Origin of the sequence: Gordonia sp. 852002-51296_SCH5728562-b (assembly GCF_001665475.1) — a bacterium.
Taxonomy (GTDB): domain Bacteria; phylum Actinomycetota; class Actinomycetes; order Mycobacteriales; family Mycobacteriaceae; genus Gordonia; species Gordonia sputi.
In genome coordinates, this window is sequence record NZ_LZMI01000008.1 from 87,671 (window position 1) to 111,001 (window position 23,331).

1 protein-coding gene (running past one end of the window) is annotated in these 23,331 nt (G+C 65.5%); it reads right to left on the reverse strand.

The genetic code is table 11. The features are described 5' to 3' along the window. Positions 1–23,331 carry the 3' portion of a non-ribosomal peptide synthetase gene (locus A5766_RS01545; protein ID WP_156527330.1) on the reverse strand. Its footprint extends 9,582 nt past the window's final position, so 23,331 of the gene's 32,913 nt are visible here — the last part of the coding sequence; the start codon falls outside the window, past its right edge; the stop codon is at positions 1–3.

The window sequence follows — 23,331 nt, forward strand, 5'->3', positions numbered from 1 at the left end:
TCAGCTGCCCGATTCGCTCCCCGGCCAGTTGCGCTGTTGCCGGTTACTCTGCCTTCGCAGACCTTCGGCGAGGCGTGGGCCCACGACGGCGAGAGATTCCGCATCTGCCATCCCGAGATGGTGCGAGTCCACATCGACGTTGTCGATCCGACCCGTCACGTACGGGCGCCATGCCGCGGCGAGATCGGCCTCCGCCGGCCGGTCCCGAGTAGCTGTGAACAACAGCAGTTCACCGTCGAACACCCCGGCACGATGGCGGGGAACCATATCGTCGGATCGCTCGAAGCTGTCCATCACCCGTCGAACCTGGTCTCCGGTCAGCAGTCCGGTCTTCGCGATGGCGTTCCCGATGACGGTCGCGAGATCGTCCGACGTTTCGGCATACACGTCATCCGGAATGTCGAACAGTTCGCGCCACCCGCCGAGGACATCGCGCACGTTCTCTCCGAGTTCGTACTTTCCGAGGTCGTGCTGCCCAAGATCGTTGTTCACGCGGCCCCCGCGATCTTCTTCGGCTGCCCTCGGCTTCTCGTCGTCGACAGGCATCGCATCCATGATCGACAGGAATTCGACGCGCTCGCCGCTCTCCTGCAAAAGCACCGCCATCGCATGTGCGATGTAGCCGCCGAGTGACCAGCCGAGCAGACTATAAGGACCGTGGGGACGCACGGCGCGAATCTCGTCGACGTAACGGCGCGCCAGATCCTCCACAGAGTGGAGGCTGGGCTCGCCGTTGGCGACGTTCGGATCCTGCAGTCCGTAGATCGGCCGATCGGGCAGATATGGTGCGAGTCCTCCGTAGAACCAGGCCAGCCCGCCTGCGGGGTGAACGCAGAACAGCGGAGACAGTGCTCCGTCCACCCTGAGCGGAAGCAAGACCTGGTCGGACTTGCGATCCCCGTCGATGCGCGCGGCAAGACCACGGACCGTCGGATCCTCGAAGACCCAGGCCAACTCGATGTCGGGGCCCAGGCGTTCGCGTAGATGGGCGAGCACCTGCGTGGCCGTCAGCGAGTTGCCGCCGAGATCGAAGAACCCTGCGGTCGCCGACACTCGGTCGGACTCCAGCACCGCAGCGTAGGCATCAGCGACGATCTGCTCGGTTCCGTCCGCGGGAGCGACGTAGCGCTCCTCACGGAACTCAGCGGCCGGAAGCGCACGCCGGTCGAGCTTTCCGGCTGAGTTGAGCGCGATGTCGTCGAGCATCATCCACACCGTCGGCCGCATGAACTCCGGAAGCACCCCGGCCACATGCTCTTTGACCTCGGCAAGCGAAAGATCCTCGCCCGCAAGGTAAGCAACGAGGTGATCGCCACCCGACGGGGCGATAGCGACCGTGGCCGCAGCATGAATCACTCCCGGCGCCGCCGCGAGTACCGCCTCGATCTCCCCGAGCTCGACGCGCTGACCGCGCAGCTTCACCTGGAAGTCGGTGCGCCCCAGGTACTCCAACTCGCCTGCGCTGTTCCACCGCACCAAATCTCCGGTCCGGTACATCCGCTCGCCCCTCGAGTCGAAGGGATTGGCGACGAACCTCTCCGCGGTCAGATCAGACCGCTCGGCGTATCCCCTGGCAAGCTGAACGCCGCCGACATACAACTCGCCTGCCACGCCCGGCGGGACCGGGCGCAGACGTGCGTCGAGGACGTGGGCTGTCGAATTCCACACCGGAACGCCGATGGAAACGACCGGTCCGGCGACCGAATCGATCTGGGCGTAGGTGATCTCGACTGCGGCTTCGGTTGGTCCGTACAGGTTGAACAGCGCTGCTTCGGGCATCAGAGCGCGCGTCGCGGTTGCGACGTTGGGAGGCAACGCTTCACCGGTCGTGGACACGAACCGCACCGTGGTGAGGCGGGCAAGTCGGTCGGCACCGGCTATGTCGAGGAACACCGACAGCATCGACGGCACGAAATGCACCATCGTGGTGGCGGTTTCTTCGATGAGCTGGCACAGATACACCGGGTCGAGATGACCGTCGGCGCGAGCGATGACCTGTTGCGCGCCAACCATCATCGGCGCGAAGAGCTCTGGCACGGAACAGTCGAATGTGTATGGCGTCTTGAGCATCACCGCGTCCGACGAGTCGATCGGAAGCTGCGCAAGTCCCCACCACAGTCGGTTGGCAACGGCTGAGTGCGACAGCGTGACACCCTTTGGCCGTCCGGTCGACCCGGACGTGAACAGGGTGTACATGGCGTTGTCGGGATGCAGCGGCGCCAGTCGCTCGGCGTCGGTGATGGGCGAGGTTTCCGGTGCCGATTCAGCCAGCGCCACGGGCACCACACGGGTGTGAGTGGCCAGTTCGACGATCGCGTCCGGCGTTCCGGCGGCATCGGCGAGAACGAGTGCAGCACCGGCGGTGTCGAGCATGTAGCGCACTCGTTCGGCCGGAACGGTGGTTTCGATGGGCACGTATTGCCCACCTGCGGCGACGATCGCGTGAATTGCCACGACCATTGCGGCGGAACGAGGCATGCATACCGCAACCGCGATGTCGGGACCGACTCCCATCGAGATGAGACGACGCCCAAGGGAGTTCACGTGGGACGCGAACTCTGCGAACGAGATCTTGCGTCCCTCCCATATCAAGGCAACCGCATTCGGGCTGCGCCGTGTCTGGTCGGCGATGACGTCGGGAACCAGCCGGGAATCGACGGCCACCTCTGCGCCGACCGCCAATTCGTCGAGAAGTCGTGTCTCCGTCGGCGTCCGCAGATCGAGGTCACCCACGCGAAGTTCGGACGACGATCCGGCGGCCGCGAGAACGGCGACGAACCGTTGCGCAAGGGTCCCGACCGTCGCCTCGTCGAACAGGTCGGTGGCGTAGATGATCGAACCGTGCCACGGTTCGCCGTCTGGTCGGGTACTCACGCCGACGGTGAGGTCAACCTGCGCCGGCGGATCACCCGGGTCGACGGCCCTCAGCGTCAGTTCGTCGGTCGACACGATCACATCGCCCGACGGTCCCGCGCTCTGATCGAGCGACAAAAGTACCTGTACGAGCGGCGCAAACGATTGTGAGCGGGTGGGATTGAGCTTCTCCACGAGCATCTCGAAGGGCACGTCGGGTTGTGCGTAAGCCTCGAGGTCGACTCGCCGTACGTCGTCGAGGAGCTCGGAGAAGGTGTCGGCCCCGCGGATCTCGGTGCGCAGCACGAGCGTGTTCACGAACATACCTACGAGGTCGTCGAGCACACTTCGGCCGCGCCCCGCGATCGGGGTACCGATCGCGATGTCCGACGAATTCGCCAGTCGCGCGAGGAGGGTGGCGAGCGCGGTGTGGATCACCATGAAAGTCGTTGCGTCGTGTGCTCGTGCCAGCTCGTCGACAGTACGTGCGACGGCGGCCGGGATCTCGAACTCGATCCGGCGACCACGCATGCTCGCGACGGCTGGACGCGGCCGGTCGGTAGGCAGCGCCAGAACATCGGTCATTCCCTCGAGAGTTCGCATCCAGTACGAAAGTTGCTCACTGACAATCGATGTCGGATCGTCCACGGATCCGAGCACTCGCTGCTGCCACAGCGCGTAGTCGGCGAACTGGATGTCGAGCGGAGTGAAGCGCGGCTCATCACCGGCCGCGCGCGCCGCGTATGCGGTGAGGACATCCGCTGTCAACGGGCGAAGCGACTCACCGTCTGCGGCCACGTGATGCAGCGCGAAGAGCAGTATCGTCTCGTCTTCGGTCGGATCGTCGAGCACCCTGATCCTGATCGGGAGTTCTCGACCCACGTCGAATCCCATCGCCGCAGCCGACGCCACGTCGTCGAACGTCGACACCACCGCCCAATCGAGCATCGCGTTCGCATCCTGTGGCGAGTGAATGTACTGCGAAGCGATACCGTCGACCACCCTGTACGAGGTTCGGAGGACCTCGTGACGCGACACCACGTCGCGAACCGCCGCGTGCATTGCTGCGACGTCGAGGTCGCCGTCGACACGGAAGGTGAGCGGGATGTTGTACGCGGGCGACGCGGGATCGAGTTGATTGATGAACCACATCCGCTGCTGCGCAAAGGACAACGGAACGATCCGCGGTCGCGGGTCGACCGCCTCGATGGGAGGCAACGCCGACGACGTTGAATCCAGTCGGTTCGCCAACGCGCGGACGGACGGCGCGTCGAACAGGTCTCGCACCGAGACATCGGTGTCGGTGGCTTCGCCGACCCTGCTCGCCACCCGAGTGGCACTCAGGGAATTGCCGCCGAGGTCGAAGAACGACGCGATCACCGACACCTCATCGAGTCCGAGAACGTCAGCGAAGACACCGGCGACGATCTGTTCGTTCGCTGTCTCGGGCGCGACGAAAGCGGTTGTGCCCGTGCGTGCGGGGATGGGCAGGGCTGCCCTGTCCAGCTTGCCGTTTCCGGTCAGTGGCAGTCCGTCGATCTGCATCACGACGTCGGGCACCATGTACGACGGAACCCGTACCCGTGCAACTTCTCGCACGGCCGCGGAGTCGAGATCATCTGCGCCCACGATGTATCCGACCAGGAGGTCGCCCGCGCCGTCGATCAAGACAACCCGAGCAGCCGCGGAAGAGACATCGGGCGCGGATCGCAGCGCTGCCTCGACCTCGCCCAGTTCTATTCGGAAGCCTCGCAACTGGACCTGAGCGTCGCCACGTCCGAGGTACACGATCTCCGCACCGACCCGCCTGCCGCGGTCGCCGGTGCGATACATTCGCGCGCCTTTGTCCCCGAAGGGATTCGCGACGAATCGTGTTGCGGTCAGCCCTGCTCGTCGGTGGTAGTAAAGCGCCGCCTGCGTGCCGTGGACGTAGATCTCCCCCACTGTGCCGTCGGGTACCGGACGCAACCTGTCGTCGAGGATCAGCATGGCCAACGACGACAGCGGCTCACCGACAATGCTGCCGCGGGCCTCCCGCACGATCGTCGGATCGAGTTCGCGGAACGTCACGTGGACTGTCGTCTCGGTGATCCCGTACATGTTCACCAGTCGTGCCTGATCGGTCGGGAAGGAGGTGAACCATCGGTCGACCTGATCGAATCGGAGTTCCTCACCGCCGAAGACCATGTAGCGGACGTCGAGTTCGACTCCCGGCGCCTGCTCTCGCGCATCGATCAGCTGGTAGAAGGCCGACGGCGTCTGGCTCAACACCGTCACATGTTGTGCCGCAAGCAGATCGAGGAACTCCGACGGCACTCGCGCGACGTCACGACCGACGATCACCGCACGGCCGCCGGTGGTCAACGGACCCCATATCTCCCAGACGGAGAAGTCGAACGCGTACGAGTGGAAGACCGACCAAACGTCGTTCTCGTCGACCTCGAAATGGTCGAAGGCGCTGTCGAGCAACGCGACGACGTTGCGATGTGAGACGACAACGCCCTTGGGCACGCCGGTCGATCCAGACGTGAAGATCATGTAGGCCGGTGCACCCGGATCCTGGAGTGTTGGCGGCAACGTCTCGGCCCGATTCAGCAGTCCGGCGATGTCGCGCAGCCGCGCGTCGGCCGCGAACGTGCTCGCCGTCTGGTCGTCGACCAGGATGCATGCGGGATCGGAGTCGTCGACGATGTGTCGAAGTCGCTCAGGCGGATTCGAGATGTCGAGCGGGACGTACGCTCCGCCAGCCTTGAGTACGCCGAGCATGGCGACGACGAGTATCGGGTCGCGCGACAGCGCGATCCCGACCGCGGTGCCGGGCACCACACCCTCTGTCCGCAACGCTCCCGCGACACGCGTCGACATCGTGTCGAGTTCGGCGTAGGTCAGCGACGAGACCCCGTCACTCACGGCCACCGAATCGGAATACCTCTCGACGGTTTGCGCGAACAGGTCGACGAGCGTCGCCTTGGCGTGCGGGTTGTCCACGATCGGCGCGGGCGTCTGTGCGTCGCGGGCGATCTCGGCACCTGTACGAACCGGGAGGTCACCGAGCGCCGTTGCGACGTCGGAGGTAGCCGCATCGAGCACACTCACCAGCCGGTCCGCGAGTGTCTCGACGGTCTCTGCGTCGAAAAGATCTGTGGCATAGATGATCGACGCCTGCCAGTCGTGGCCATCAGGCGCCGTCGCGATGCCGACGGTCAGATCCACCTTTGCGGGAACTACTGCTGGAGCAACTGGCTCGACGAGCAGACCAGCCACCTCGCCACCGCCGACCTCGCCACCCGCGAACTCGGGCAGTGCACGCTGCTCGAAGGTCAGAAGCACCTGGGACAGCGGCGAGAAGGATTGCGAGCGAACCGGATTGATTCTGTCGACGAGGTACTCGAACGGTACGTCCGAGTTCGCGAACGCCGCCAGATCATCGGAGCGCACCTGCGCGAGCAACTCGGCGAACGTCTGCGCCGAGTCAAGCCGTGTACGCAAGACGAGCGTATTGACGAACATCCCGACCATGTCGTCGAGCACACTGCTTCCCCGACCCGCGAGGGGAACACTGATGGCGACGTCGTCGGAAGCCGCCAACCGGCCCAGAGTCGCCGCAAGTGCTGCGTGGACGACCATGAACGGCGTCATGTCGTAGCGCGCCGCCACAGCGGCGATCGATGACGCCGTCGTGGCCGGGATGTCGAAGCGGACCAGCGCGCCGCGCATCGACGCGACTGTGGGCCGCTCCCGATCCGTCGGCAGTTCCAGGACATCCGGGATGCCACTCAACTGCGTTGTCCAGTAATCGAGTTGACGTGCGACCACGGAGTTGGCGTCGTCGACGGAACCGAGCTCGTCGCGCTGCCACAATGCGACGTCGGCGAACTGGACCTCGAGTGTGTTTAACGGCGTGGTGCTGCCCGCCTGGCGCGCCGCGTATGCGGTCACGAAGTCACGCACGAGCGGCCCCATCGACTCACCGTCGGCGGCGATGTGATGGACGACGAGCACGAACAGCCAGTCACCGGCAGTGCTCTGACACAGACGCGCCCGGATCGGTAGCTCATGGGCGACATCGAACCCCGTGGCCGTTGTCGCAAGCGCGGCGGCAGCGTCGGTGCCCACCTCCCAGTCCAGCAGGCGAGCGGCCTCGTCGACGGTGACAACCACCTGGTGTGGACCGACCTCGTCAGCGGGGAAGGTCGAGCGCAGCACCTCGTGGCGGCCGACGACGTCGATCAGGGCCGACCGGAGTGCGACCGGGTCGACTTCTCCGCGCAGACGCAGCGCAACCGGGATGTTGTACGCGGGCGAACTAGGATCGTAACGGTTGATGAACCAGATCCGCTGCTGTGCGAATGTCAGCGGAATACGGTGCGGTCTCGGCCGATAAGCCGAAATGGCGCGTCTTCGCACACCTGCCGGGTCCCCGGATACCGGCCGTACGCGCACCGCCAAGGCCCGGACGCTCGGGGCGTCGAAGATGTCTCTCACACCCACCTGGACACCGAAATGGTCACCGACTCTGGCCGCAACTTTGGTGGCGCTCAACGAATGACCACCGATGTCGAAGAACGAGTCGGTGACCGAGACGTCGTCGACACCGAGCACGTCGGCGTAGATGTCGGCGATCGCCTGCTCGGTGCTATCGGCGGGTGACACCCGCTCCCCGACGACGAACTCAGGCGCCGGGAGCGCTTTCCGGTCGAGTTTGCCCAGCGGCGTGACCGGCATCGTATCGATCACCATGATGGCCGCGGGAACCATATAACTCGGCAGCCGACGCGCCAGCGCCGCGGTGAGGTCGTCGGACAGATTGCCGTTCGCCGCCGCGTGGGCGTCGCCCTCCGCGGCCACCACGTAGGCGACTACCCGAGTGGTGCCGTCGCGGTCCTTGACACCGATGGTGACCGAGGAGGCCACCGCCGGGTCGGCGGCGAGCGCAGCGTCGATCTCACCGAGTTCGACGCGTTGGCCGTTCACCTTCACCTGGAAATCGGCGCGGCCGGCGAACTCGAGATCGCCCGCGGTGCGCCAGCGCACCATGTCCCCGGTGCGGTACAGACGACTCCCCGGGGCACCGAAGGGATTGGCGACGAAGCGTTGAGCGGTCAGACCCGGACGGTTCAGGTAGCCCACAGCGGTGGACTCCCCCGATATGTAGAGCTCGCCGATCACTCCCACGGGCACGGGATGGAGGCGTTCGTCGAGAACGACGACATCAACGCCCCGGATCGGGGCTCCGATGGTTACCGGCGCACCCGTTCGTAGCCGCGCGGACGTCGACCACACCGTGGCTTCCGACGGCCCATAGAGGTTGATCATGGTGTGTCCGGCCGAGATCCACCGCTCCACGAGATCGGGAGAGATCGCCTCGCCGGCGGTCGTCACGTGCCGGACCGTGCGCAGCACCTCGGGCGACAGCGTTGCCAACACCGACGGGGTCACGACGAGATCGGTGACCTTGCCTTCGACGATCACGCGTTCGAGCTCTGCTCCAGCGAAGACATCGGCGGGCGAGACCACAAGCGGGACACCGAGTCCGATGGCCCACACCATTTCGAAGAACGAGGCGTCGAAACTCGGTGACGCGACATGGAGAATCCGCACGTCGTCACCGGTTCCGGAGATATCCCGTTGGGCCGCGAGAAGATTGGCGACACCGCGCGCCGAGACGACGACACCCTTCGGCTTGCCGGTCGAGCCCGAGGTGTAGATGACGTATGCCGCGTCGTCAACGCGTGGCGTGCCGAGCACTTCTCCGCGCCCGATCGGTGCCGAGGAGAGCACGTCGAGACGTCCGACGGTGCGTGGGTCATCAAGTTGTATCCACTCCGGTTCGGACGTCGCACTCACCAGGCCGGCGGCGTATCTCGACACCGTCAGCCCGGTCCGCACTCCGGAATCGTTGAGCATGTGCCCAATGCGCTCAGCAGGCAGCGCCGGATCGACCGGTAGATAGGCGGCGCCGGTCTTGAGAACAGACCAGACCGCGATCACCGATTCAATCGACCGTGTGATCGCAACGGCGACAACGACTCCCGGTCCAACTCCGTGCGCGATCAACAGTCGGGCAAGCTCGTTGGTGCGGGCTTCGAATTCGTCGTGGTCGAGCTCGCGGTCACCACAGATCGCTGCAACGGAATGCGGTTGTCCTGGGCGAGTCGCCAGTAAGTCGACCATGGGGATGCCTTCGACGGCGACCCCTCCGGTGGCAGGTACGAGTCGTGCACGCTCTGACACGGAGAGCATGTCGATGTCGCCGACGGCGCTATCTGGACTCGCGGCGAACGCCTTCAGGATCGTGACGAGCATGTCGCCGAATCGGTCGACCTCGGCGTCGTCGAACACACCGCGCAGATACTTCACCGTCACGCGCAGTCCGCCACTGATCGGCGAGACGGCAAGATTCAGCGGATAGTGCGTTGCGTCATGCCCCTCGACGCCGAGCACACTCATGCCTGCCAGGTCGAGCCCCGTTGCGGCACTGGTATCCACCGGATACGACTCGTAGACGGTGAGGGTGTCGAAGAGCTGTGTGGCGCCCGACTCTGCCATGATCTCCGCGAGCCCGACGTGCTGATGATCGAGCAGTCCCGACTTGACAGTCTGGAAGTCGCGCAGCGCCGCCGAGATCTGCTGTCCTGGAGCCACGTTCGCGACAACAGGCAGCGTGTTGATGAACAGACCGACCATCGAGTCGACGCCGTCGAGATCGGCCGGCCTGCCCGACACGGTCTCGCCGAAGGTGACTGTCGACCGTCCCGTCAGCCTGGCGAGCAGTGTGGCCCAGGCGAATTGGAAGATGCTGCTCATCGTCGCGCCGGTCGAGCGCGACAGATCGGTGAGCGCATCAGCAGTGGCAGCGTCGAGGTCGACGGTGTGGTCGGCGGGTTCTGCAACTGCGGCGACGCGCCCGCCCGCAACCAGTGTCGGTCCGTCGATCTCGGCGAGCAGATCGCGCCAGGCTGAGATGCCGGCGCGACGATCGGTGCGGGCCAGCCACACGAGGAAACTCTCGTAGTCGGGCGCGGTGTCGTCATTCGCCAGAGGCGCGTCCGTGGCATACGCGGTGAACAGATCGGCGATGACCAGCGGACCAGACCAACCGTCGAGAAGGAGATGGTGGTTGGTGATCAGGAGCCGGTGGTCACCGGCGGGCAGTGCGACAAGTGCGAACCTGATCAACGGCGGCACCGCGAGATCAAAGGGACGCTCGAGTTCTTCCCGCGCCAGGTCGGCGAGCGCGGCGTCAGCATCGTCGCGGTCCCGCAGCTCGACAAAGCGCCATGGTGTCTGCACCGACTGCGGCACCACCGTGAGTACCTCGCCGCCCGACGTCTCGACGAAAGCCGATCGCAGAACGCGATGTCGCTGCATCAGCGCGGCAACCGCCCGTTCGAACCGCTCGGCATCGACGTCGCCGCCGAGTTCGATCGCCGACTGCACCACGTAGACGTCGCCGACACGGCGCTGCGACGCCATGCCCGCTTCGAAGTACAGACCGGCCTGCAGCGGCGACACCGCCCAGACTTCCGCACCTGGATACCTGGCGTCCACGGCGTCGAGGTCACCTTGGGTGAGTTCCATCCCCGCGATATCGGACGGGCTGAGTCCAGGATCACCGACAGACTCCGCGTAGTCAGCGATCGCGCCGACCGCGCGCGCCCACGCCGCCGAGATCTCGTCGACTGTGGCGGCGTCGACCGCACCGACGGGAAATGCGAACTCGGCACGCAGCTCTCGGCCATTCGCACCGGGAACAGTGGAAACGTTGATCGCGAGTGCCGCCGGCGCCACCATCGCACCGGAGCCCGCCGACGTCAGTCGCGGTTGGTCCGCCACCGGCACGATCGCGCTCCGCCCGACCTCGTCGAGGTCGATGTCACCTGCACCCGCGGCGCCAGCACCGAGATAATTGAAGGTGATCGAGGGAAGCGCGGCGTCACGCAACGGGGCGTCGCCGAGATAGCGCAGCGCACCGAAGGCGAGTCCCTTGTCCGGTTGCGCCGCAAGCGCCTCCTTGACGGCCTTCACCGTTGCTCCGATAACCGCTTGTTCGAGTTCTGTAGCCCCTGGACGGCCGGGGACCGCTGGCAGCACAACGGGCGCCAGAGCGGTGAACCAGCCGACTGTTCTCGAGAGGTCGGCGCCAGCGATCGCGTGTTCCTCACGACCGTGGCCCTCGACGAGTACGCCGATTCCCGTCGACTCGTCCTGCACGTCAACGTGACCCGACAGCGCGAGTGCCAGCGCGGCGAGGAAGATCTCCGATGGCCCGGTGCGGAATGCCGCTGCGGTCGACCCCAGGACACTGTGCGTGATGCCCGACGGAACAACTACCGTCGTCACCCGCATTGTCGACAGTCTGTCACGCACTCGGTCGAGCGGACCGAAGACGTCGGCTCCGCGTAGCGCGTCGCTCCACAGTGGCAGTTCCGCTTCGCGGTCCATGGCCAACTGCGCGAGCGCCGTCTCCCAACGACGGAATGACGTTGCCTGCGAACCCAACTCGATTCGTTCACCCGAGCCCAGCCTGCCCCATGCGACGGCGAGATCGGTAGCCAGGATCGACCACGACACGGCGTCGACGGCGAGGTGATGAGCGACGACGAGAAGTCGTCCAACCGAACCGTTTTCAGGCCTCAGACCGACCAGTTGCATCAGACGACCGCGGGCCGGATCGAGGCGCGACAGTGCCGCCGCGTGCTCGGCGTCGAGCGCGTACGCGAACGCCTGCGTGCCGACATCCGTGGTGTCGACCGTCACTATGCGAGCCGCATCGTCGTCGAATTCCGTTGCACCTGCGATCAGTTCGACACTCTCGCCGTTGACCGTCAGCGCCGCGGTCAGCATCGGGTGCGCCGAGCTTAACGCGCGCCCGATATCGGCAAGCTGCGTCTCATCGACCGCTTCCGGCAGAGTGAACACCAGCCATTGCGCGAAATCCACATAATCCGCCGGACTGTCGGCATGTTCGAGCATCCATGCGATCATCGGGCCGATCGGCACCTGCCCGGTCCCTCCGCCGGGTAGCTCCGGCAGCGTCGGCGCCTGGGTTCGGGCGGAACGTGCGAGGGCGCGCGGCGAGCGTAGTTCGAAGATCTCGCGCGGTGTCACATGGACGTCGACGGCGCGCAGCGCCTGGGTGAGCTGGATCGACAGAATGCTGTCTCCGCCGAGCGCGAAGAACGAATCAGCGACAGAAACATGCTCGACACCGAGCACGTCGGCGTAGATCGCCGCGATACGCGCTTCGGCGGCGTCGACGGGTGCGACGTGCTCGCTGCCTCCGAACTCGGCTTTCGGCAGTGCGTTTCGGTCCAACTTGCCGGTCGGCGTCAGTGGGAGCTCGTCAATAACGAGTATCCGAGTGGGCACCATGTAAGCGGCGAGACGGCCAGAAAGCGCCTCGCGGACAGACTCCTCGACGAGCGTCGCGCCGACCATCGGGACCACGTAGGAAACGAGCCTCGTGGATGATCGCGGCCCGGCCACACCGATCGTGACAGCGGTCGCGATATCGTCGAGATCGGTTAGTGCCGCGTCGATTTCGCCGATCTCCACACGCTGACCGTTGATCTTGACCTGGAAGTCGGCGCGCCCCGCAAATGACAGTTTGTCCGACTCGTCCCACCGCGCCAGATCGCCGGTGCGATACATCCGGGAACCGGACTCGCCCCACGGGTTCGCTACGAACGTCGCCGCGGTCAGCGACTCGCGTCCGAGGTAGCCGCGCGCGAGGCCGTCGGCCATCAGGTACAACTCCCCCACCATGCCGACAGGGACTGGATGCAGCCGCTCGTCGAGCACACAGACAGAGAATCCGGGAATCGGCCGTCCGATGGTGACCGGCTCGTCGGCCACGAGCACAGCCGACGTCGCCCACACCGTCGATTCCGATGGACCGTAGAGGTTGACCATCGTCCGCGGGTCGCGCGCCCAGCGGGCGACGAGTTCCGGCGGGCATGCCTCGCCTGCCGTGGCGAGATGGCGCAGCGTTGTCACGCGATCGGGGTCGAGGGTTGCCAGCACCGATGGCGTGATCACCATGTCGGTCACCGCATGCTCGGCGATGACCGCCTCCAGACCGGCTCCGCCATAGGTGCCTGCCGGCGAGATCACCAGTGTCGCACCCGTTCCCAGCGCCCACGCCATCTCGAAGAACGAGGCGTCGAAACTCGGGGAAGCGACGTGCAGCACGCGAACGTCGTCGCCACGCCCCGAAACCGCTGCCTGGGCGGCCACCATAGTGGTGATGCCGCGAGCAGTGACCGCGACCGCCTTGGGCAGCCCGGTGGAACCCGACGTGTAGATCAGGTAGGCGAGATCGTCGACGGTCGGTTGCCGCGCAAGTTCACTGTCGAGGATCGGCGTGGCGGGCAGCTTTGCGAGCACTCCTACCTCGCGCTCGTCGTCGATCACGATCCATTCGGCCTCGGATGTGTCGAGCGACGAGATGGCTCCGGTCGTCGTCAGACCGACCGTGACACCGGAATCGGCGAGCATGTAGGCGATTCGATCAGCGGGCAGCGTCGGATCGACGGGCACGTACGCGGCTCCGGACGAGAGCACTGACCACATCGCGACGACCGAGTCGATGGAACGCTCGATTCCGACCGCCACAACCGATCCGGGTCCGATGCCGCGCGCGATCAGGGCACGTGCCAGGCGATTTCGGGCCGCGTCAAACGATGCGTAGGTCATCTGCTCTGCACCGCATACCAGTGCGTGACGCTGCGGATTCAACGGCCGTGAGGCCAGCCAGCTGTGCACTGGTAGAGGCTGTTGGCCCCCACCATCGCCGCGGACCGGAGCAAGCCGTTGTGATTCCTGCTGGGTCATCAACGCGATGTCACCCACCGCACGCTCCGGACCGGCGGCCAGGCCGCTGAGGACACGGAGCAAAAGCAGCCCGAGCCTCTCGACTTCGTGCTCGCCGAACACCGAGGCGAGGTACTTGAGGGTCACGCGGAGCCCGCCGTCGATCGGCGCGGCCGCCATGTTCAGCGGATAATGTGTCGCATCGGATCCCGACACTTTGGTGATCGCGAGTGTGTCGTGACCGGCGGTCGAATTGACCTCATCAGCTCCCGATACGTCGCGGGACCCCGAGTTGCCTCCTGCATCGGTATTCTCCGCAGGTGTGTCGAACGCGGTGGCGTCGACGGGGTACGACTCGTACACGGTCAGCGTGTCGAACAACGCCTGCTCGTCGGTGAGTGACAGTATCTCGCCGAGGCCGAGGTGCTGGTGGTCGAGCAGAGATGCTTTGCGCGACTGCAGATCTGCGATCTCTTCAACCGAAGTGCGCGAGCCGTCGACGTCCACGACAACCGGCAGTGTGTTGATGAACAGGCCGGTCATCGACTCCGCACCGTCGAGGTCTGCAGGCCTGCCGGACACGGTCTCGCCGAACACAACGGTGCTCTGACCCGTCAGTCGCGACAGCACAAGAGCCCACGCGTACTCCAGAACGGTCGCGAGTGTCGCGCCCGCCCGTCTTCCAAGATCAGTAAGCTGCCCTGTCACGTCCGGGGCCACTCGGAGTTCGAGATCTCTTGGCAGTGAGACGGTCTCCGCGTCACGTCCTCCCGCGAGCAGCGTCGGTCCCTCGACCTCGGCGAGCAGTCTCGCCCACGCATGGCGGGCCGCGGCGCGGTCACGCGTGTCGAGCCAACGCAGGAAGTCCTCGAAGTCCCGCTCGGGCGGCGGCGGCGTCGCTCCGTGGTATAGCGCAAAGAGATCGGCGAGCACGATCGGGCCCGACCAGCCGTCGAGAATAAGATGGTGATTGGTCACCAACAGTCGGGATCGATTGTCGGGCAGACGCACGACGACGAACCGGATGAGCGGCGGGTCTGCAGGGTCAAATGGATTGCGGCGCTGCTCATCTGCAATCTCGTCGGCGCGCGCGGCGGCGTCGTCTGCCGCATCCGCCGACAGGTCCACGACCTCGAACGGGACCGACAGCACATCTGGGACGACGCTCACGACGTGACCGGACAGGGTCGTCGTAAAGCCCGCGCGCAGCACCCGATGCCTGCGAAGCAACTCGTCGGCTGCCTCGTTGAGCCTCGTCTCATCCAGCGGGCCCGTGAGATCGATCGCAGTCTGCACAACATAGACGTCGAGGTCACCGAGCCCCGACGTCATGGTCGTTGCAGACTCGAAATAGAGCCCCGTTTGCAGCGCCGTCGTCGGCCACACGCCAGCTGCCGGGTAGCGCACAGCGATGTCGTCGAGAGCTGCCTGGGAGTGCTGTGCACCGATCACGTCGCTCGTGCTGAGCCCGGGGTCGCCGACCTCGGCCACATGCGCGACGAGCCGGCCCAGAACCTCTTCCCATCGATCTGCGATACGTGCCACGGTCGCGTCGTCGACGCGGTGCGACGAGGAGTCGAACTGTGCGATCACGCGGCCGTCACCGGTCATCTCGGAGGTCACCGAAAGCACGCCCTGTGCGCCGGCACGCCCCGACGCCGATGGCGGCAAGCTGTACCGCTCCGGCGCTGGCATCACACTGTCTTGTCCCGCAGTATCTTTCGAACCTCGGCCGGTGACGCCGAGGTGGTTGTAGACAACCTCAGGGAGCGCACGACCAGCTAGCGGCGAGTCGTCGACGAGGTAACGCAACGGTCCGAACGACAGGCCGCCGTCGGGAAGCGTACGAAGGGCGTCCTTGACACTCTTGGCGACGGCGGCGGGCGTTCCGGTCGCGTTGAGCTCGACGGGTACCACCGAGGTGAACCATCCGACGGTTCCCGAGACGTCGGCACCGGGGACCGCCTGTTCCGCGCGACCGTGGCCCTCGACAAGAACCGACACGCGCTCACGACCCGCCGCATCGCCTAGGGCTGCGACCAACGCGGCGAGGAGTAGATCCGACGGACCGGCGCGGAACGCCGCCGCGGTATCGGAAAGCGCCTCACCGATGTCGGGCCGCAACTCACGACGCAGCGACGACACCTCCGACATCCGATCGCGGACGGGATCGGCAGCAACACCGAACAGCGGTGTGCCCGTGGGCAATTGTCGCTCCCAGAACTTGACGTCGGCGCGTCGATCCTCTGCAAGTTCGGTCAGGGCCACCAACCACCTACGGAACGACGTCCGCTCCGCGGGTAGCGCGATCGCCTCGCCCGCTCGCAGTTGCGCGACACCCAGAGCCAGTTCGGTTGCCACTACTCCCCACGAGACCGCATCAACCCCGAGGTGATGGATGACAATCAGCAGCCGACCCGACGACGGCGCTTCGGCGCGCACCACGACCGCGTGTAGGAGGGTGCCCGTCTCGGGATGCAGGCGTCCTGCGGCATCGCGGTGCGCGCGTTCGATCGCGTCGGAAAACGCTATCTCACCAGGACGTGCGTCGGTACGCACCTCGGTGACGCCAGCCGTCAGCTGTCCCACACCGATGTCCAACCAGAGTCCGGCATCGTCAGCCCTCATCGCCGATGCGAGTGACGGATGGTTCTCGATCATCGCGGTCAGGAGTTCACGCACGTCGTCGGTCGACACCGACTCGGGAAGTGTGAAGACAGCCGCCTGCGCGAAATCGTCGAGATCAGCCGGCTTCGAGGAAAGGTCGATCATCCACTGTGCGACCGGGGGAACCGCGACACGGCCCCTCGCGCCGCCGGGAAGTTCGTTCAGAGGTGGTGCGACGACATGTCCGGACACCTGCGCGAGTGCACGCGCAGACGGATGCTCGAAGATCTGTCGCGGCGTGACAGCAACGCCGGCCGCTCGCAAAAGCGACGACAACTGGATCGACATGATCGAATCGCCGCCGAGCGTGAAGAACGACTCCGTCACCGAGATCGCCGACATGCCAAGGACGGCCGCCATCACCGACGCGACAAGCCGCTCGCTCTCTGTCACAGGCTCCACGAACGCGGTGGTCTCGCCGAAGTCTGGTGCCGGTAGCAGCTTGCGATCGATCTTGCCGGACGAGCTCCTCGGCATGGAGTCGAGCACAACCCACATGGTTGGTCGCATGTATTCGGGTAGCCGTGCACCGAGCGACTCGACGACAGCGTCGAGATCTACCACGCCGGGTCCAGACACATACCCGACGAGGTGGTCAGCTCCACCAGGTGCTCTCACCACGGCGGCTGCCGCATGAATCACTCCTGGAGCGGTGTCGAGCACCGCCTCGATCTCGCCGAGTTCGAGGCGTTGTCCGCGCAACTTGACCTGAAAATCGCTTCGCCCCAGGTATTCCAGCTCTCCGGCGGCGCTCCACCGCACGAGATCACCGGTTCGGTAGAGGCGTCGCCCGCTCCCCTCGCCCACCGGTGCCGCGACGAATCGCTCGGCTGTGAGATCGGGTCGGGATGCGTATCCACGCGCCAGCTGGACGCCACCGAGATACAACTCTCCGACGACGCCCCGGGGAACCGCATGCAGGCGGTCGTCGAGCACGTAGACGTCGGTGTTCCAGACCGGCGTGCCGATCGGCACGGTCGCCATACCTTCATTAACCACCTGCGCGGTCACGTCGACCGCAGCTTCGGTTGGCCCGTACAGGTTGTGGAGTTCGACGCCACGCATGCGCGCCACTGCCGCAGACGCCGTCGCCGGAGTGAGCGCCTCACCCGAGGTGAAGATCTGACGCATGGAGTTCAGCGGATCGGTGGACGGGGTAGTGGTGGACGGGGCATGCGTGTTTCCATGCGCAGCGACGAACGCGGCGAGCATCGAAGGCACGAAATGCGCCACGGTGACACCTTCTGCCGCAATGACATCCGCCAAGTACTCCGCGTCGCCATGCGCCCTCGGCGCAGCGATCACCAGAGTTGCGCCGACCATGAACGGCCAGAACAACTCCCACACCGAGACATCGAACGTGTACGGGGTCTTCTGGAGGACGACGTCGTCGGCGGTCAGCCCGTACGCACCTTGCATCCACGCGATGCGGTTGGTGATCGCGCGGTGTGACACCGTGACGCCCTTGGGCCGGCCAGTGGACCCCGACGTGAACAGCGTGTAGGCCGCGTCGTCTGGCCCCAACGGCCGGATGCGCTCGTCGTCGGTGATCGGCCGCCGATCAGCATCCTCAGCGAGTTCGGCTGCGTTGCAGTCGACCTCGACGACGTCGACGTTCCCCAGGGCGCCGACCGGCACCGGAAGCAGTCCGGCGGCTACGAGCATCACGGATACGCCGGCCGTCTGCACCATGTACTCCGCGCGCTCTACCGGCGCATCGGTGTCGATCGGCACGTAGTGCCCGCCCGCGGCGATCACGGCGTGTACAGCGACCAGCAGCTCCACAGATCGGTCGATACAGACCCCGACCGCTACATCCGGCCCGACGCCTGCCGCGATCAGTCTGCGTGCGAGCACGGCGACGTGTGCGTCGAACTCGTCACGCACGACCGTCCGGTCACCCGCCCGCAGTACGTGCGGCGCGGCACCCCGATCTGCTCCGATAACGTCAACAAGTGTGCGCGGCTCGATCTGCACCCGCGGCCCCTCGCCGAGTGCGACGATGTCACATTGGTCGGCGTCGGTGAGCACCGGGATGTCGCCGACGGGACGTGATGGATCGTCGAGAACCTCACGCACTATGCGCAGGAACATGTTTCGCAGACCGATGATTGTCGACTCGTCGAACAGGTCGGTGGCGTAGACGAGGCTTGCGCGCCAACCGTTCGGTGTGGCCACGATACCCAGCGTCAGATCAACTTGCGCGGGTACGACGTCGGTGTCGACCCGGCGAACGGTCAGGTCGCCGAGTCTTGCCAATTCGCGCGACGCCGCGCCGTGGTCGGCGGAGTAGGTCAACATCACCTGGAACAGCGGCGAAAATGCCTCCGAGCGTGTCGGTTTCATCGCGTCGACCAGCGACTCGAACGGGACATCGGCGTGCGCGAATGCCTCGACATCGCGCGCCTTGATGCTCCGCGCCAAGTGGGCGAAACCTGCGGCAGGGTCGACGCTTGTCCGAAGCACAAGAGTGTTGACCAGCATCCCGATCAGCGGGTCCAGTTCCGCACGGCCGCGCCCGGCCACCGGCGTTCCGATAACCACGTCATCGGTTGCGGTTATACGCGAGAGCAGAAGCGCGAAAGCTGCATGGGTGACCATGAACTCGGTGACGCCGAGAGTTTTGGCGAGCGAAGCGATTCCGGCGGAGAGATCGCCTGGGATATCGAAGTCGAGCATCGCGCCGCGATGCGAGGCTACTGCGGGCCGCGGTCGGTCGGTCGGTAGCTCGATGACTTCGGGAATGCCGTCGAGTTGACGAGTCCAGTACGACATCTGTTGCGCAAGCGGCGATTCCGGGTCGCCGAGCGCGCCGAGCACGCGGCGCTGCCACAGCGCGACGTCGACGAACTGTACCGGAAGTTGCGGCAGGTCAGTGGCAGCGTCAGGCGAGCGGCGTCGGAGATAGGCTGCGACGACGTCCGATACCAACGGGGTCAACGATTCGCCGTCAGCTGCGATGTGGTGCAACGCGAAGACGAGTAGGTGGCGCTCGTCGTCGTGCGAGCACAGCAGCACGCGGATGGGCAGGTCGCGCGACACGTCGAAGCCCACGGACACGAAGTCGCTGATGTCGTCTTCTCGTAGGGTGGTGCGCCATTCCAGTAGGCCTGTCGCGGTCTCGATGTCCACGACGTTCTGATAGGGCGCTCCGTCGGGATCCATCGGGAAAACCGTGCGCAAGATCTCGTGGCGCTCGACCACGTCGAACACCGCCCGTTCCAGCGCCGCGACGTCGAGCGTGCCGGTGAGTTCGAGCGCGATCGGCACGGTGTACGTGGAGGCCGCGGTATCGAACTGATTGATGAACCACATCCGTTGCTGGGCGTACGACAACGGCGGATACTGCGGACGCAATCCACGCGTCAGCGCGACGGTCGGTCGCACACCTCCTGCGCCGACAACGGCCGCGAGAGCGCGTGCCGACGGCGCCGAGAAGAGCTCACGCACACCGATTTCCACCTCGAGAGCATCGGCAACCCGAGCAACCACACGGGTGGCCGACAACGAGTTGCCGCCGATGTCGAAGAACGACGCCGTCACCGAGACGTCGCTGACCCCGAGCACGTCGGCGAACACCGAGACAATCACACGCTCGGTTTCGGTTGCGGGTACGTCGATCTCTGCGACCGCCCGCTGTGGCTGCGGAAGCGCTCGACGATCGATCTTCCCGACCGGGGTCAGCGGGAATGTATCGAGGACGGTGAAGGTGGCGGGGACCATGAACTCCGGAAGCCGCTGCGCCACAGAAGCACGAGCGGACCCGATGGTGGATTCCGGATCGGCGTCGCCATCGAGTACGACGTAGGCGGCCAACTCGGTGACAGCCGGTACCCCTATCCCGACGACGATCGCCGCCTCGATCCCCGGCTGATCGCCGATGGCCGATTCGATCTCGCCGAGCTCGATCCGCAATCCGCGAACCTTGATCTGATGATCCGAGCGACCGACATATACAACGGTTCGCCAGCCACTCGTGTCGACCTCCACGCGAACGAGATCACCTGTGCGATAGAGACGCTTACCCGAATCACTGTCGGGATCGGCGATGAACGACGCAGCAGTCAAGCCAGGACGGTGCAGGTATCCCCGAGCAAGCGAAGGACCACTGACATAGAGTTCACCGACCATACCCACCTGCACCGGTCGCAGGCGCCGGTCGAGTATGCGGAGTTCGATCCCCCGGGTGGCATTGCCCAGCGGGACAACGGGTTCTCCTGCCTCCAGCTGACCCAGCATCACCGCGATCGTCGTCTCGGTAGGCCCGTACACCGTCACCAGGCGCGTGTGGTCAGCCCACCGTTCGACCAGCGCACGCGGTATCGCCTCGCCGCCGACGAGTACGACGCCCAGGCCGGGCACGGTAGCGGGATCGAGTGTCTCGAGCACCGCCGGAGTGAGGAACGTGGCGTTGATCTCTGCGGTCCCGATGAGGTCGGCCAGTGCACGTCCCCCGACGACATCGGCGGCTCGGTAGTAGAGCTCACCGCCGACAGTTGCCGCGAGCAACACCTCCAGGATCGACGCGTCAAAACTCGGTGATGCGAAGCCGAGGACGCGCGAGCCTGCATCGAGTTGCGCGTTCTGCTGTTGCGACAGAGCGAAGTTCGCCAAACCTCTGTGCGTGACCGCAACACCCTTAGGGGTTCCCGTCGATCCAGACGTGTAGATCACGTAAGCGATCTCGTCGACCGATGTACCGGGATTCAGTCGAGCGACGCCAGCGTGATCCGGCAGCTCATCGCCAGCCAGGACGACGTCGATGTCGACCCAGTCCACATGGCCGTGTGCAGCGTCGAATCTCATTTCGGCGCTTTGTTCATCGGCCGATGTGGCAGCAGACAAACCGATACCGACCTCGGAGTCGGTGACCATGTGGGCGACGCGCTCGGCCGGGTAACCCGGATCGATCGGCAGGAACCCCGCACCCGTCTTGGTCACCGCCCAGATCGCCGTCAGGAGTCGGCGACCGCGCGGCATGGCCAGCGCAACGAGGTCGCCACGGCCGACACCGCGTCGGATCAACCAGGCTGCCAGCCGATCCGATATCGCATCGAGTTCTGCATAGGTGGCACTCCCGTCCGGCCCAGACACCGCGCCGGCAGTGGGGTGAGTGGTCGCGGCCGCGCGCAGGAGTTCGGCGAGTGTCGCAGGCTCCGTGGGTTCGGGTCCGCTCGGGAGGAGCATTCGCGCGTGCGCGGCCGTCACCACACGAATGTCGCCGCACCCGAGATCTGGAGCAGCAATCATCTGGTCGAGCACGTAGTGAAGCGACTCCAGCAACGCGTTCGCGAAAGGGTCGGCAACTGCATCGGGCCGGAACTTCAGAGTGAGACGTAGTCCGTCCCCCATCGGTGCTGCCACCACTGTGAGGGGGTAGTGGCTGGCGTCGGAGGCCGCGACCCCGGCGATGTGCAGACCACCTGCGCCGCTGGCCATTCCGATCCCCGCGGCGTCGACTGGATACGACTCGTACACAGTCAATGTGTCGAAGAGCACCGGCGTACCGAGCGTCTCGGCGATTTCCGAGAGCCCGATGTGCTGATGGTCGAGGACCGCGATCTTCTGCTGGTGCAATTCGACCAGGCAATCGGTCAGCGGCCGCTCGTCGTCGACGTTCACCGCGACGGGAAGCGTGTTGATCATCAAGCCGACGATCTGCTCGGCACCGTCGAGGTCGGCTGGCCTACCCGACACCGTCTCGCCGAATACGACGGTCTGCTGTCCGGTCGCCCGCGAGAGCACGACGGCCCAGGCGAACTGAATGATCGTCGCCCCCGTCACCCCGGTACTGCGCGCGAGCTCCGCGATCCCGGATGCGAGCTCCTCGTCGAGTTCCGTCGCGACATCGAGCGGTTCGACGACAACGTCCCGGGACGCGCCGGGAGCAATGAGGGTCGGTTCTGCGAATCCGCGCAGCGCCTCCTGCCACGCGGCGGTGTCGGCGTCGCGATCACGAGCCGACAGCCATTCGAGGAATGCGCCGAATCCGACTGTCGGAGTGGCAATGAGCGTCGGGTCGGCGTACGCGAGGAATAGATCGTTGAGGACGATCGGCCCCGACCAACCATCGAGGACGATGTGGTGGTTGGTGACGATGAACGCAGACCGGCCAACACCATTGCGCACCAACGTGAATCGGATCAGGCCCGGTCGGGCGAGGTCGAAAGGCTCCATCCGATCGTCTGCGGCGATGGCAGCGACGTCGGACTCCGATGAGTCGATCTCCCGCCACGCAAGCTCGATATCGTCGACGACGACGCCGACAGGTGTCCCCTCGTGCGTTCGTACGTACGCGGTTCGCAGGACCTCATGTCGGCGCACGACCGCGTGCGCGGCCGCCCGCAGCCGATCCGCGTCCACCTCGCCCGACAACTCAAGAATCACTTGGGCGACATAGACGTCGGCGCCCGAGCGTCCGTCCGCGATGTCGCTCTGGAACAGCAGACCGGCCTGCAGCGGTGCGAGCGGCACGAGGTCGGCACCTGGATGCGCATCTTCGATGTCGTCGATCTCGGACTGGGTCAGTCCGATGCCAGCCACATCGGAAGGGGTGCGACCCACGTCCCCGAGCGCGTCCACGAGGTCGGCGATCGCGCGTAGTTGGTCCTCGAAATCAGCCGCGATCTGCGCAACTGCGTCGGCGTCAAGCATGGTGTCGAGGAAGGTGAAATCGGCGTCGAATGAACGTCCGTCAGGGCCGGGTGTACTCGATAGATTGACAGACAGCGCACCCGCGGCAACCATGCTCCCCGATACCGAACCAGGGAATGCCACACGCTCGGCGGCAGGTACGAATGTCATCGTCGGCGCGTCGTCGGCCTGCTCAGTGGTCTCTGCCTCGAGCGACACCCGGTTGCCGAGATAGTTGAAGGTGATCAGCGGCGCGGGCCGCTCCCGGAGCGCGTGCCCGGCGTCGGAATAGTAGAGGGCGAGGTAGGCGGCGCCGCGATCCGGCTGGAACGCAAGTGATTCCTTGACCTGCTTGACAAGCGC